Here is a 14,414-nt window from a genome sequence, read left to right as displayed (position 1 = left end):
AGCAGTATAGTTTACAATATTCAAACAAAATAGTTTAAATGTATCAATGAGAACAGGGGGTGAAAATTTGCATGATAAAGTGAAAAATGTAGTCATTGGCGGTCTTTTGCATGATGTTGGCAAGGTATTGCATCGGGGTACTAGAATTGATGGTCGTGCCCACAGCCACTCAGGTAGGGAATGGATTAGGGAATATACCGATGATAACAGAATCCTGGACTGCATTGCTTATCATCATCATCAGGAAATAGAGGGAGCAGGATTGGAGCGAAATAACCTGGCGTATGTAGTTTATATTGCCGACAATATTGCCGCAGGGGTTGACCGCCGAGAAATCGAAGGTGAGGGAAGCAGGGGGTTTGACAGAAACAGGCACCAGGAGTCAATATATAACCTGTTGAACAACTCCAATGCTAAAGCGGTTTACAAAATAGCAGCGATAAGTAAAAAAATCAATTATCCCCAGGATATAGCAGGATATAATCCCGAATCAGACTACAACGACATTTATTTTGGCATCAGTGAAGGGTTGCGCGGTATCAATTTTCAGGGTGAATATGTAAATTCACTGCTGGAGCTTTTAGAAGCATATCTTTCCTATATTCCTTCTTCAACCTACCAAAGAGAAGTTTCGGATATCTCTCTGTTTGATCACAGCAAGATAATAGCGGCCCTGGCTTCCAGTATCGTTTTGTATCTTATAGCTCATAACAGAAATGATTATAATCTGGAGCTATTCCGGAATAGACATAGCTTTTATAAGGAAAAAGCCTTCTGCCTGTTTTCCTGTGATATTTCTGGAGTTCAGCAGTTTATTTATACCATATCTTCAAAGGGTGCTCTAAAAGGTTTGCGTTCACGTTCTTTTTACCTGGAGCTTTTACTGGAAAACCTGGTTGATGAAATCCTCTCAGCTAGCTCGCTTTACCGTAGCAATCTTTTATATACCGGTGGCGGACATGCGTATATTTTACTCCCCAATACTTATGAAGCAATACAAAAGGCTGGGGAAGCGGTTAAAAACACCAATAACAGGCTGATGGAAGTGTTTGGAGCCAGGCTATTTATTGCTTACGGCTTACAGGAATGCTCGGCCAATGAATTAATGAGCAAAACTGATAATCCGGAAGACTATAGCAATATATTTCGCAGCCTTGCAGCCCAGGTTTCCATGCGCAAACTACAACGTTATTCTGCTGCGGATCTGCGACAGTTAAATCATAGCGACACGGATAGAGAGGGGCGGGAGTGCAGGGTATGTGGCGTATCCAGCGGTCTGGAGGAAAGGCAGGAAGGTACGATCTGCCATAACTGCGCTGCATTTACTGACATTTCACCCATTCTGATAAAACCGGATTCTGTTTTTGTTGTATCGAGGGAAGAAATAAAGGGAACTTCGCTGCCGCTTTTTTCAGCCCAGGGTGAGGATTTAAAATTTAGCGCTTTGAAAGTTGAAGAAGTAAAGGAGATATTGAAAAAGGATAATGATAAGGTTTTGCGTATATACAGCAAGAATACATATCGCACCGGATTCTCCCTGGCGACCAAGCTGTGGTTGGGGGATTATGCGCTAAGCAATCAGGATGGAGATATAAAGACTTTTGCTGAGTTAGCTGAGAGCTCCAGGGGTATCGGCAGAATTGGGGTATTAAGGGCGGATGTTGATAACATGGGTGCAGCTTTTGTTAGCGGTTTTGTAAGAGAGAATGCTGCTGAAAATAAATACCGTTATATTACCTTATCGCGAACCGCTACTTTATCGAGGAGTTTATCCATTTTTTTTAAATACTATCTCAATGAGTTGCTTGCTAACGGAGAATTCAACCTGCTGGCCCCGGCGGGCCAGCGCAATATCGTGGTGGTATATGCGGGTGGGGACGATCTTTTTTTGGTAGGAGCCTGGAACGAGGTTCTTTGTGCGGCTATTGATATCCGGAGAGCATTTTCCAGTTATACCGGCAATACCCTTACAATATCAGCAGGATTTGCCTTGTTTGAACCCGGTTACCCTATTGCCCGGATGGCAGCGGAAACAGCCGAATTGGAAAACAGCGCTAAACATAACCAGCACCAGGGTGGTACGAAAAACTCCATTTCACTCCTGGGAATGGAAGTAATCGATGGAAAACTGCAAGCCCAGCATACCTATGATTGGGATAGTTTTGAAAATAAGGTCCTGGGTGAAAAATATGCGATTCTTATGAGCATTTTCTCTAAAGCAGAAGACTATGGCAACAGTTTCCTATACAACATCCTGGATTTGCTGCGGCAGGCGGAAAGTGATTCCATTAATATTGCTCGCCTGGCCTACTTATTGGCCCGCCGAGAGCCAGGTAAAAATACTGCGGATGAAACAAAAAAAAGCTATAGTATTTTTGCACAAAATGTTTACCAATGGGCATTGAATCCAGAGGACAGGCGGCAATTGATTACAGCAATAATAATCTATACCTATAATAATCGAGATGAAAAGGAGGTAAGGAGAAATGAGTAATATGAGGGAGGCATTCAGAAAGGCAGGTTACAAGGATACCCAGGCGCAAACTGAGAAGCCATCACAATCCCAACCTGCTGTTGGACAGTTTCAATTGGGAATAAACTATACGGCGCAAGCCGAGCAAGTTATTCAGGAGTTAAAGAAATCAATGGGACGGAATTATCAGAATTTTACCACCAGTAAAATCAGAAATATTTTGGCCCAGGTCAGTGAAATTTACAACGATGTCCGGGCTGAAAACGATGTATTCTTGAGCCCGGATTTACAAAACCGCATAGAGTATCTCAAAGTTAGGCTGGTCTATGAATGTGGGCGGGAACCCTGGATAATTAAGCCGTTTGTAGATAAGGCCAAATTGCTGGATTTACTGAACAATATTGGTGATAACCGTCAGAACTTTATCAAATTTGCCCGCTATATGGAGGCACTGGTAGCATATCATCGTTTTTATGGCGGCCGAGATTAGCTAAGGGGGGGGAATGGAGATGTATGGAAAAATATTAATCAAATGCAAAATGACAGTTTTAACCGGTATGCATATTGGCGGTTCTTCCGCTTTTTCGGCAATTGGTGCAGTGGATAGCCCGGTTATAAGGGATAGTTTTACCGGTGAGCCTATGCTGCCCGGTTCCAGTCTAAAGGGGAAAATGCGTACCTTGCTGGCCAAAGCTATTAAGAATCATTATATTACTCAGGAACCCGCCAAAGACCCCGAGGAGATAAAACGTCTTTTTGGCACGGCAGGAGACAACCGTAAGCAAGAGTGGCCCAAAGCCGCGCGTTTGCAATTTTATGATGCTTTTCTGGTGAATGCTGATACTCTTAAAAATCGCAGCGGAATGACCGAGGTGAAGTTTGAGAACACCATCAACCGTCTTACGGCTATTGCCAATCCCCGGCAAATAGAAAGGGTAGTAAGGGGTTCGGAATTTGCCATTAATCTGGTCTATGATATGGAAGATACAGATTCTCTTAAAAGCGATTTTACTAACATAGCCAGGGGGTTAAAGCTGCTGTCTATGGACTATCTGGGCGGGCATGGTTCCCGTGGCTATGGCAAGGTAGGCTTTACGGATTTTGAAGTTGTTGTAAAAGAAGGGGAATGCCCCGAGGATGTGGATCTACTCCTGAAAATATTAAAGGAAGTGGAGGATTATGGAGCATTTTCTTTACAGGCTTAATTTTAGTACCGCATTGCATATAGGAAAGGATGCGGGGGGGCCTTCATTAGATGATGGACAGATGATCATTCATGCTGATACACTTTTTGCTGCTTTATGCTGTGAAGCTGTTCGTGGCGGTAGGATTACCCAGCTCGTAAAGTATTTTGCTGACGGAATCTTAAGCATTTCCGATGCCCTGCCTTATGCGGGGGATGAAATATTTCTTCCCCGGCCGGTTTTATTTACGGAAAACCGGAAGCGGGCCGGTGATTCAGCTTTGGCGAAGGCTCTAAAAAACAAGGATTATATCCCGCTTTCTTTTTTTGGCGATTACTTGAAAAGCATGCAGCAACTTGACTTCAATCTCGAGAGCTTGAAATCGGAGTCTGATTTTGGCTATTTGACAACGCTTACCCGGGTAGCTATTAAAGGTAATTCTCCGCCCCTGCCTTATCATGTAGCTGCCTGGAGATTTGCTGACGGCTGCGGCCTTTATATTATTGTTCGTTCCGAGCAGGAGGAAGCTCGAACCATGTTTGCGAGCCTACTGGCTGAGCTAGGATTGTCTGGTATTGGTGGCAAACAATCATCTGGTTGGGGTAAATTTGAAGTTAAACCAGGCCCTGTACCGGATGAATTATTAAGGCTACTTGAGGATAAGCAGGCGGAATATCAAATGCTGATGGGTACGGCTTTACCAGTTGATAATGAATTGGATACAGTTTTGCTTAACGGCTGGTACAAATTGCTCAGAAGAGGTGGCTTTATCCGTTCGGAAAGCTATGCTGCCAGGCAAATGAAGAAAAAAACCATATATATGCTGGCCTCCGGTTCCTGCCTGCGCAGCAGATTCAAAGGCGCTATGCTTGACTTGTCCGACAACGGTGCCCATCCTGTATGGCGCTGTGGCAATACTCTTTTCGTGGGGGTGACGATATGAAATTTGCTCATCTGGAAAGGTTAAACCTTACTTTACGCGCCCTGGCACCAGTATTTATCGGCTCAGGTGAGCAGCTTGGGAAAAAAGAATATATATTTGATTCCCCAAATGCTCTAATTTATTTTCCTGATTTTCCACGGCTGGTGGCATTTTTAAAAGAGCGCTCTTTGCTGGCCGAGTATGAAAAATTTTTAAGCACCCCGCGTTTAAAGGATATTCGGGTATTTTTGGAAGAGAACGGCATAAGCGCTGCCGATTACCCGTCATTTGTACGCTACAGCATTGCGGCAGGAGAAGCGGCTCATATAGAAAATTTTCGTGAAGTCCTTACTTTTATAAAAGATTCTAAAGGATATCCGTATATTCCAGGTTCCAGTTTAAAAGGAGCAATAAGAACTGCATTGGCGACATACCTGCTAAAAAGGGGGGATTGGGAACGGGATAGACGCAATATTGAGGGAAGTGACAGTTCCGTTCCAGCACGTAAATATCTTGCTCGGGAGAGCAGTACTGTGGAGAAAAAAGTCTTTTATCAATTGGATATTCGTAACCCTAAAGATGGAAAAGAAATCTCTAGCCCCATTAATGATTTGATGCAAGGTATACGCATCAGCGACAGTGCTGCCTTAAGCTTTGAAAACTTGACCTTGACCGGTAAATATGACCGCAAACCGGATGGAACAGTCAACCTATTGCCAATTTTTCGCGAATGTTTGACACCGGGCAGTGAAGCCCATCTACAGCTAACCCTGGATCTTCCGATGCTGGCTCGGGTTGGCTTGAATGCTGGGATTATCGAAGAGGCTTTACATGATTTTGCTGATGAGCATTATGCTCATTTCGAGCAATATTTTGCGGAACTTCCTGAGGATGCTTCGGTGGCAGCTAAAGAGGGAGTGGATATTTTCCTGGGAGGCGGTGTGGGTTATGTATCTAAAACATTAACCTACAATCTGTTCCCCCAGCGGGAAAATGCAGTTTCACTGGCCGCGAAGATATTGACCAAGCAGTTTTCACCAAAGCACGGGCATTCTAAAGATGCCTCTCAATATAAAGTATCACCCCATATATTAAAGACAACTATGTATGCAGGTGAGTACTATCATATGGGCAAATGCGAACTTATTATAACGAGGTAAAATATGTCCTCCGCTTTTTTAAGCGGTCGAGTTCCTATTCACAAAACAAACGGCGAGTTCTAATCCCTCGCCTGGTTGCCGCGGTGTGTTAAAACTGCTCCGTAGTTTCTTCCGATGTTTAAAAATAACCCTTGGGGGAAAAGAAAGCAAATGATGTTACAAAAAATAATTTTACAGTGCAAATATGGTGGAGAGCAGAGGGCCAGCTATAATTGGGGCTCACTTTTCCATGGAATCCTGGTTAAATCATTGCCGTCCGATATAGCGGAAATGCTTCACGAAAATCACTTACGTCCTTTTTCCCAATATGTTTTATCCAGCTCGAATCAAGAGTTGACCTGGAATATCGGCTTATGGGACGCAGAAATAGCTAATCATATTATACAGGCGGTTTTGCCTTTGGTGCAGATAGAATTGCAGCATAAAGCCACAACCCTGGAAGTTACAGGAGTTAAGAGATCCAGCCAGAATGAATACGAGTATTTCAACCATTATTTTGCTACGGAAAATCCCTGTCGCCGTTATGAGATAGAGTTTCTGACACCGTGTACCCATAAACAGGATGGATCATATGTATTATTTCCCACCCCGGAGTTGATTGTAAAAAGCCTTAATAATCGTTATTGCGCTTTTATGCAGGATGTATCTTTGGATGCTCCCGAAGCCATGGAGCAAATAGCCAAACATATTCACATTGTTCGTTATTCTTTGCATTCGGCTGTTTTTTACCTGGAAAGAACTAAAATTACTGGGTATATGGGCAGAATAACAGTGGTCATTAGTGGTACCGAACAACTGGCTCGATTGGCAGGTGCTTTGCTTTCATTCGCTGAGTATAGCGGATTGGGAATAAAAACTGCCCTGGGTATGGGTGGTGTAAAAATTAGGGCATTAGCGTAGATTTGCTGTTTTGCATCGCTAATAAACTATATCTTATGCGCCGCAAGCAGGAATTGGAAGAGAATCGAAGCAATGTAACGAAAGAGCCTAACTGGCTATTAGGGGTTGGATGATATATGGGATTAAATGGCACAATCAGTTTTAGCTCCGCAAACTGTCTTTTTAAAGCAGTCATAATGAGGTATAGCCACGACAGGATTAAAAACGAAGGACCCCTTTAAGGGGACGGAAACATCTTTTGCTGCAGTTCATCATCAAACACCCTGAATTAAAAACGAAGGACCCCTTTAAGGGGACGGAAACGGTATACTCTGCTGTAACCGTAGTGGTTGACTATCTGCCCATTAAAAACGAAGGACCCCTTTAAGGGGACGGAAACCTGCAACGCCACATTAATAGGGTCGTTCATTTGGATTAAAAACGAAGGACCCCTTTAAGGGGACGGAAACTTTAACCAATCCATCAATAGTATCCCTCCCTTAATAAACTAAGCCTTACTTCAAATATCGCTCGTTTTCTCACAATTTCATTTTCATTACGGACAGCCCATCTCTTGTTTGTTACATCTTTGTGTAATTATGGATGATGGTGAGTACGCTCCGTTAAGCCGCTTAGTTTCTTGTATTGTGGCCAGTGGGGATTCCACACCATCTCCTGGCAGCAACCCTCCCATGTCTTCCTGGGTCTAAAGCCCTTAATTCCTTCGTTCTGCCTATCCAAGAGGTGGAACGTCAGTCATGCTCCTAAACGGGGTCATTGCCCTCATGGTAAAATTCAACCTGACTGTCCCGGCTCCCGTTTTTATCGTGATTTTGATTCTTGAAGCTTTGTTCATCACTGCTTACTGAGTGGCTGTGAGTAGCCATTCTTACGCTGGCAATGAATGTTATAAACAATCGTTATGGTAAAGTCTCTATTGCCATTCTAGGCGGCTACTCTAATTGATTGTTCCATATCCCCCAGCATCTTCTCTGGGCTGTAATCGACGCCTTTGATTAGTATTGCATAGAAAACCCGGATCAGCTTACCGCAAAGGGCGATGATGGACTGCATCTTGTTAAGCGGATTATTCTCCCGCATTAGGTTTCTTTGGTGAAGTAGCCGAAACTCTTGGTTTTTTCCCAGTATGGCGATCATGGAAAAGAATAAGCTGTGCCTCAGTCGTCTTCTACCTCTGCGACTGATAGTGGTTCTTCCCTTGTGTTTACCAGAACTGTTCTCTACCAGATTGAGTCCAGCCAGCTTCTGTATCTGTCTAGGATCTTGGAACCTACTGATATCGCCTACTTCGCCGACAAAGGTGGCTGCTGTGATTAGGCCGACTCCTTTGATATCCAGGAGTTTGTCAGCATTAGGCACTTGCATCAGCAGTTCTTGCATGAGTTGTTCCAGCTTGTCGTATTGCTGACAGTACAGGTCATATTCTGCTAGCAGGTTTTGCAAACTAACCTCGGAGGCCACTTTCCCGCTAGTTCGACCTACACTTCTACTTGCCACCTTTACCAGTCTTTCTGCACGTTTTAGGCTGGCGCGCTTCATTTGCTTTCTCCACGTCTCTACAATCTTATCAACACCCATTTCCATAACCTTCTCTGGTGTTGGAAAGCTTCTGAGAGTTATCAATGATGCATTTCTTCTCCAGTCCTTGAAGACTGTTGTGAACTCAGGAAACCGGATATCTAGCCACCTAACGACCCGATTGTAGATAGAAGTCAATTGCTCCTGCAATCGTTCCCGTTCTGATACCGCTTCTCTTAGCTCTTGATAGATGTCGTCGGGTATGTACACTTCCCGATAACGCCCATCTTTCACCAACATGGCGATTGTTTTCGGGTCTTTACGATCGTTCTTGGTAGGGCTATTGTCATCCAGTTCCTTCGTTCGTTTGACGTGGAACGGATTGACTATGGCCAGTTTATGGCCTTGGCGTTTGAGATGATCCCCTAGCGTAAACCAATAATGTCCTGTGGGTTCGAAGCCGACGATGATACCCGTCTTTTCTTGCTGCTTGCATATATCACGCATCCACTGACCCAATCGCTCAAATCCTTGGTCTGTGTTGCTAAATTTCAGCAGCCTGGCTAGCTCCATCCCTCTGTAATCAAAGGCTCTTGCGTAGTGGGTCTCTTTGCCAATGTCAATTCCAACGACCAGAGTCTCAAATTTGATTTGCGAAATCTTTTGATTTTGTGTATTTTTCATATAGGGACGCCTCCTCAATCTTTTGTTTTGTGCCTTTCTGTGGGGATCAGCACAATTCAATTGTATTGATGGGCGTCTCTTTTTTCAAAGACCGTTCTTAAGCATTACAGGAATGCTCCTTATTAAATTAAAAACGAAGGACCCCTTTAAGGGGACGGAAACCTTTATTAATTCTTTATTAGATAATATTTGATGAAATTAAAAACGAAGGACCCCTTTAAGGGGACGGAAACCATATAGTTTTTTATAGCTATCGTCGACATGGTAATCATTAAAAACGAAGGACCCCTTTAAGGGGACGGAAACTTTATTAGCTTTATCTATGACTATTTTTACAAAAACATTAAAAACGAAGGACCCCTTTAAGGGGACGGAAACATTTATAACAGGAGGTCATCTGCTATACAAGTTATTAAATTAAAAACGAAGGACCCCTTTAAGGGGACGGAAACCTTAATTTACTTCCACAATCAGGACAATGAGTAGGATTAAAAACGAAGGACCCCTTTAAGGGGACGGAAACTAACGCCTCTTGGGTTTTTTCGAAACTGGTTATTCTACATTAAAAACGAAGGACCCCTTTAAGGGGACGGAAACTCCCTTTCTCCTTCGTTTCCCTCTCGCCCTTCTGGATTAAAAACGAAGGACCCCTTTAAGGGGACGGAAACTCCGCTGGAGGGGATGATTCAAGGACAAAGTTCCATTAAAAACGAAGGACCCCTTTAAGGGGACGGAAACAAGATATGAAGGTCAAATATGTTATCAGGTACATGGAATTAAAAACGAAGGACCCCTTTAAGGGGACGGAAACTGCATTCCGCTGGAGTGGATGATCCAAAGACAAACTACATTAAAAACGAAGGACCCCTTTAAGGGGACGGAAACGCGCAATTCTTTGTAGTACATTCGAATTCCTTGTAATACATTAAAAACGAAGGACCCCTTTAAGGGGACGGAAACCAGCGGCAGTGATTGACTATCTGCTGTACTATCTGGTATTAAAAACGAAGGACCCCTTTAAGGGGGCGGAAACCCTCTGGATTCTGCCTTCAGAGCTTTAAACCTTTCAACATTAAAAACGAAGGACCCCTTTAAGGGGACGGAAACACTATGTTGCATACGGCATATGCTTCTTTCAAGGCATTGATTAAAAACGAAGGACCCCTTTAAGGGGACGGAAACCAACGATTGCTGGGCTATTGAATTGTTTCATTAGCGGATTAAAAACGAAGGACCCCTTTAAGGGGACGGAAACTCAAGTTTATTTTGGGAGGTGATGATATTGAGTTTTCTATATGTTTATGAGCGGTCTGCAAAAATTGGAGTACAGGAAAATTGTGTTGTGGTGGAAAGCAAAAAGGAAAATCTGAAACGTATCTTGCCAATTGAGGGAGTGGAGAATGTAATAATCTTCGGTGATGCTTCACTTAGTTCCAATTGTGTAAAGCAATTTATGGAAAGAGACATCAATCTAACCTGGCTTTCGAGCCGAGGAAAATTTTATGGACGTCTGGAATCCACGCGAAATGTTAATATTTATCGGCAAAGAAAGCAATTTGCTTGTGGCGAGGATGATGAATTTTGCCTGGCTTTGGCCAAAAGGATAATTCTGGCCAAAGTGAAAAACCAGATTACCATTTTGCGCCGTTATCGAAGAAACCGGCCTGAAAAATCAGTGCAGAAAATTATTGATGCTATGGCCAAGCTATTACCTATAATGGAGCGAGTTCACAATAAGGACGAATTGATGGGACATGAGGGAATGGCGGCTCGGTATTATTATCAAGGTTTAGCTGAATTAGTTGAGCCTGATTTTGCTTTTTCGGGAAGAAACAGACAGCCTCCCCGAGATCCTTTTAATTCCCTTTTGAGTTTTGCGTATACTCTATTAATGTATGATTTATATACTGCTGCAGTAAATCGGGGATTAAATCCTTATGCCAGCTTTCTGCATAGCATTAGAAGAGGACATCCAGCCTTATGCTCGGACTTAATGGAAGAATGGCGAGCGATTTTAGCGGACTCATTAGCACTTTATGTTACAAGTAAAGGAATAATTAAGCGAGAAAACTTTGAGAAGCCCAATGAGGAGGGTGGGGTATATTTAGATGGTATCGGTTCCAAGGCCTTTATCGCTGAATATGAAAAAAAGGTACGTGGTCGATCTAATTACCTTGCTTATGTTGATTATTCTGTAAGTTTTCGGAGAGCTATGGAAATGCAGTGTCAACGTTTGGCTAAAGCTATTGAAGAAGGAGATCCAAGTATATATCAACCGGTGGTGATCAGATGATTCATAGTACGAATCGAATTTTCCTCTTTGATGAATTTATAGCGGAAGAGAGGCGAAAATACTTGGTTGTAGTAATTTATGATATTGTGGATAATCGCCGTCGTGCAGCCTTTGCCAAGTACTTGAAGGGATTTGGAGTGCGTGTACAAAAATCAGCCTTTGAATGTATTTTGCCTGATGCGAAATATCAAAAGTTGCTTAAAGGGATACCCAAATTAATAGATAAAGAAGATCAAGTCAGGGTGTACAAATTGACTAGCAATGCTGACATCAGAGCCTGGGGAACAGTTGAGTTGCTTGAAGAGGAGGAAGTGGTAATTCTATAGTTTCGTTGATATGTAGGAAAATCAATTTTGATAAATAAAGAGGTGAATGTTTTGCCCAAGATATTATTTGAGACTTTTGCACATTAGTTAAGACCCAAAATAATGGGGTTTGAGTCGTACAGAAAAAGGACTTCACCCCCATTTTGCCGAATTAATAAGTGACAAAACAAATAACCCGTAGGAGGCGAAGTCACTTATGAATATTCGACAGAACTGTATTTTCTCCTTTGAAGACGCATTAAAAATACAACCGAAATCAAGGCTTGAGAAAATAATTAACACCCTTGATCTAAAACCAGTTCTTTGCAAATTAGATAAACCTGGCGAGATAAGAGTTGGACCAAAACCATACCCAGCCTATGCGATGTTAAATGCCCTGATAGCTATGAGACTAGAGAACATGGGTACCTTTACTCAACTGGTTGAACGACTTACTTATGATCCTCATCTACGGTATGTTTGCGGTTTTGAACCATTTGGTACCGCGCCTAGCAAATCATGTTTTAGCCGGTTTTATTCAAAACTTGCTCAGAGCGGTTGTTTAGAAACATTGTTTACTTCCCTGGTTAAACAAGCAGAGGAAATGGGCCTTCTTGATCTTAGTTCAGTAGCAATTGACGCTACCAAGGTAGAAGCTTATGAAAAGTCCGTTCCCCGCAAGAATATCATCCAGGATGGTAATGCCGCTGATTGGGGTATTAAGAGTGATACCAACGGCAACCCTATCAAGTGGTTTGGCTACAAGCTCCATATTGGCACCGATGTAAGGTCCGGGCTTCCCATAGCAATGAAGGTAACGCCGGCCAATTGTTCTGATTCCAGTGTAGCTTTGGAGTTGGTTGAGAAATGTTGTGCCAATACTCAGTCCAAAATAGTTTACTTCCTGATGGATGCTGGCTATGACCACCGTGAAATATATTCTGTAATCAGAGATAAATACCACGCCCAAGCTATCATTGCCCTGAATAAGCGGGGTGCTAAACAACCTCCAGAAGGTTTTGATTGGGATGGAACTCCCATCTGTTCTGCTAGGTATCGGATGGTGTACTGGGGTTCCTATCAGGGAGTAAACAAGTTTAGATGTCCTCATATTATGGGTAAATGCGACTGTCCTTTTGGCTCCGCCTGGTGTTCTGATAGCAACTATGGAATGGTGGTAAAAACTAAAGTTAAAGACGATCCCAGGTTATTTTCAAGTCCCCACCGGGGCTCTGCTAACTGGCAGAAGCAATATAATTTGAGAACCTACTCAGAACGCTGTTTCAGCCGTTTTAAGGAAAACTTGGGTTTAGAAGACGGGCTAAACGTTAGAAAAATAACTAAGGTTGAAACCCACGCTTATCTCTGCGCTATAACTATGATTGCAGCTGTAATAGCAATAAACCAAGACAGCAGTACTAGATCATCAGCAGCATAATATTTTATCAGTTTTTTAAGAACTATCCCTTTAAAGGGAGGAGTATGCCCAATTACTGAAATTATTTATTAACGAATGTAACTAGATTGACTAACTGTAATTTACTGTAAAGCGGTGGCGCTGTGTTACTCAAATATTTGCTTTTGCTATACGGATTTTTTTGAGTTATGCAAAAGTCTCATTTAGTACTTTGGGGATGACCGACCCAATAAAAAATGATTATGATGGACCATTATTACATATCATGCGTCATTATAAACCACAAAAGGTGTATTTATTTATGACCAAGCGGGTATGCGAGTTGGCTGACCAGAATGATCGTTACCGCGTCCATGCTATGGAACTATGTAAAAAAGAAAGTTACGATTGTGAAATAATTGAACTGCGTTATGAAGAAATTGATAACCCCCAACAATTTGACATTTTTTATCCTGTTTTTGAAAAAGAGCTTATAGATATACATAACGCAAATCCTGGTTGTGAGATACTAATTAATCTATCTTCGGGAACACCGCAAATGAAATCAGCCTGCCATTTGCTAGCCTTAACAACACCATTTCCCGTTATTCCTATTCAGGTGACTACTCCTAACGAAAGTGAAAATTACGGTTCCGCTAATTATGACTTGGAGACTAGCTGGAAAAACAATCTCGATAATGATCCGGAGTTGGGGACTAATAATAGAACGCAACTGGTAGAATCGGACAACCTTCGCTACCTTTTTTTGCGGGAAGCAGCCATAAGCAATATTAATGCTTTTAACTATTCTTCGGCTCTGGCTATTCTTGCATCGGTTGCAGAATTTGTGCCAGAGGATGTTATTCATTTATTAATGGCCGCTCAACATCGCAAAAATATGGATTTGCGTGAGGCCAAAAAAAGAAGTCGCCTGGCTAATTATGATCTCTTTCCAGTTAAGTCGGGTGATGCTCAGGAACTGTTTGAATATTTGCTTTTACTGGATTTGCAACAAAATTCCGGCCAGTTGATGGATTTTGTACGTGGCATTTCGCCGGCTTTAAGCAGATTGTTTGAGTGCTTTTTACGGGAAAAGTGCCAGCGGCAGGTCAAGTTGGATTATTGTGTAAATAAGCGGCATGAACCCGACCACTACTGGTTAAAACGCGACAAACTGGCGGAGAAAGATCCTTCGTTGTTATGCTATTATGATTTAAGGTTTCCCAATGGTTTTAGAGATAGTGATTTGTCCTGTTCTACCCTATTACCGATGATTGAATTTGATTGCAGGCCAGGGGGAAGATTTCCTAATGAAAAGGTTTTATTGAAGGCGCAGTATATGCGAAGTGTGGAGGAAAAGATTAGGAATCCCGCTGCCCATAATATAGTTGCGGTTAAGGAGAAACAGTTCATGCAATTGGTTGGTATCTCAAGTGCATCATTAGTTAAGGATATGCAATGGATGTTTAAAATCACTTATCCCCAGTACTTTAATACTTTGGAGAATGTATGGAATAGTTACAATCGGATGAATGAATATATTATTAGTAGGCTGAAAGCTTGATACATAAGTTATTTT

12 protein-coding genes and 1 CRISPR repeat array are annotated in these 14,414 nt (G+C 42.4%); of the genes, 10 read left to right on the top strand and 2 right to left on the bottom strand.

Translation table 11 applies throughout. The features are described from left to right. The first annotated feature begins 67 nt into the window (after positions 1 to 67). The 6 genes from cas10 to cas6 all read left to right on the top strand — a co-directional run bounded on the left by cas10 (position 68) and on the right by cas6 (position 6,639). Entirely contained in the window at positions 68 to 2,494 is a 2,427-nt protein-coding gene (gene cas10 / locus SWOL_RS09090; RefSeq protein WP_011641150.1) for a type III-A CRISPR-associated protein Cas10/Csm1, read from the top strand. After that, positions 2,487 to 2,963, top strand: coding sequence for a type III-A CRISPR-associated protein Csm2 (csm2, locus tag SWOL_RS09085; protein ID WP_011641149.1), 477 nt, complete (start codon positions 2,487 to 2,489; stop codon positions 2,961 to 2,963). The genes cas10 and csm2 overlap by 8 nt, the downstream gene beginning before the upstream one ends. Before the next feature lie 19 nt (positions 2,964 to 2,982). Then, the gene (gene csm3 / locus SWOL_RS09080) at positions 2,983 to 3,678 is read left to right on the top strand and encodes a type III-A CRISPR-associated RAMP protein Csm3 (protein ID WP_041427503.1); all 696 of its coding nucleotides are present in this window, start codon (positions 2,983 to 2,985) and stop codon (positions 3,676 to 3,678) included. Next, entirely contained in the window at positions 3,653 to 4,600 is a 948-nt protein-coding gene (gene csm4, locus SWOL_RS09075) for a type III-A CRISPR-associated RAMP protein Csm4 (RefSeq protein ID WP_011641147.1), read from the top strand. Before csm3 ends, csm4 begins: the two co-directional genes overlap by 26 nt. Then, a complete protein-coding gene (gene csm5 / locus SWOL_RS09070) occupies positions 4,597 to 5,739 on the top strand; it encodes a type III-A CRISPR-associated RAMP protein Csm5 (RefSeq protein ID WP_011641146.1) in 1,143 nt (380 codons plus the stop codon). Before csm4 ends, csm5 begins: the two co-directional genes overlap by 4 nt. A gap of 150 nt (positions 5,740 to 5,889) precedes the next feature. After that, positions 5,890 to 6,639 carry a CRISPR-associated endoribonuclease Cas6 gene (gene cas6, locus SWOL_RS09065; RefSeq protein ID WP_011641145.1) on the top strand — a complete coding sequence of 250 codons (750 nt, stop codon included), beginning with the start codon at positions 5,890 to 5,892 and terminating at the stop codon, positions 6,637 to 6,639. 743 nt (positions 6,640 to 7,382) lie between these two features. Here cas6 and SWOL_RS14745 read toward each other — a convergent pair. Both SWOL_RS14745 and SWOL_RS09060 read right to left on the bottom strand, forming a co-directional pair. After that, entirely contained in the window at positions 7,383 to 7,535 is a 153-nt protein-coding gene (locus SWOL_RS14745; protein ID WP_155814122.1) for a hypothetical protein, read from the bottom strand. A 28-nt stretch (positions 7,536 to 7,563) separates the two neighbouring features. Further along, on the bottom strand, positions 7,564 to 8,841 hold the full coding sequence (locus SWOL_RS09060) for an IS110 family RNA-guided transposase (protein WP_011641144.1): 1,278 nt from the start codon (positions 8,839 to 8,841) through the stop codon (positions 7,564 to 7,566). A 126-nt stretch (positions 8,842 to 8,967) separates the two neighbouring features. After that, a CRISPR array of direct repeats spans positions 8,968 to 10,096; the repeat unit is 36 nt; unit sequence ATTAAAAACGAAGGACCCCTTTAAGGGGACGGAAAC. A 27-nt stretch (positions 10,097 to 10,123) separates the two neighbouring features. Between SWOL_RS09060 and cas1 the strand changes: the two genes are divergently transcribed. From cas1 to csm6, 4 genes are all read left to right on the top strand, one after another. Then, positions 10,124 to 11,134: a CRISPR-associated endonuclease Cas1 gene (cas1, locus tag SWOL_RS09055; RefSeq protein ID WP_011641143.1), complete on the top strand. Its 1,011-nt coding sequence runs from the start codon at positions 10,124 to 10,126 to the stop codon at positions 11,132 to 11,134. Beyond that, complete coding sequence (cas2, locus tag SWOL_RS09050) at positions 11,131 to 11,460, top strand: CRISPR-associated endonuclease Cas2 (protein ID WP_011641142.1); 330 nt, start codon at positions 11,131 to 11,133, stop codon at positions 11,458 to 11,460. Before cas1 ends, cas2 begins: the two co-directional genes overlap by 4 nt. A gap of 196 nt (positions 11,461 to 11,656) precedes the next feature. Next, positions 11,657 to 12,877 carry a transposase gene (locus SWOL_RS09045; RefSeq protein WP_011639960.1) on the top strand — a complete coding sequence of 407 codons (1,221 nt, stop codon included), beginning with the start codon at positions 11,657 to 11,659 and terminating at the stop codon, positions 12,875 to 12,877. A 160-nt stretch (positions 12,878 to 13,037) separates the two neighbouring features. Beyond that, the gene (gene csm6 / locus SWOL_RS09040) at positions 13,038 to 14,399 is read left to right on the top strand and encodes a type III-A CRISPR-associated CARF protein Csm6 (protein WP_423218528.1); all 1,362 of its coding nucleotides are present in this window, start codon (positions 13,038 to 13,040) and stop codon (positions 14,397 to 14,399) included. Positions 14,400 to 14,414: the final 15 nt, after the last annotated feature.

The sequence above is a fragment of the Syntrophomonas wolfei subsp. wolfei str. Goettingen G311 genome, from assembly GCF_000014725.1.
Taxonomy (GTDB): domain Bacteria; phylum Bacillota; class Syntrophomonadia; order Syntrophomonadales; family Syntrophomonadaceae; genus Syntrophomonas; species Syntrophomonas wolfei.
Note: the sequence above shows the minus strand (reverse complement) of the source record. Positions and strands in the feature narration are given on the sequence as shown.

Bases quoted from the DNA above. Each gene is read 5' to 3' on its own strand.
- csm2 (WP_011641149.1), top strand. From the start codon at position 2,487: ATGAGTAATATGAGGGAGGCATTCAGAAAGGCAGGTTACAAGGATACC.
- csm3 (WP_041427503.1), top strand. From the start codon at position 2,983: ATGTATGGAAAAATATTAATCAAATGCAAAATGACAGTTTTAACCGGT.
- csm4 (WP_011641147.1), top strand. From the start codon at position 3,653: ATGGAGCATTTTCTTTACAGGCTTAATTTTAGTACCGCATTGCATATA.
- csm5 (WP_011641146.1), top strand. From the start codon at position 4,597: ATGAAATTTGCTCATCTGGAAAGGTTAAACCTTACTTTACGCGCCCTG.
- cas6 (WP_011641145.1), top strand. From the start codon at position 5,890: ATGATGTTACAAAAAATAATTTTACAGTGCAAATATGGTGGAGAGCAG.
- SWOL_RS09060 (WP_011641144.1), bottom strand. From the start codon at position 8,841: ATGAAAAATACACAAAATCAAAAGATTTCGCAAATCAAATTTGAGACT.
- cas2 (WP_011641142.1), top strand. From the start codon at position 11,131: ATGATTCATAGTACGAATCGAATTTTCCTCTTTGATGAATTTATAGCG.
- SWOL_RS09045 (WP_011639960.1), top strand. From the start codon at position 11,657: ATGAATATTCGACAGAACTGTATTTTCTCCTTTGAAGACGCATTAAAA.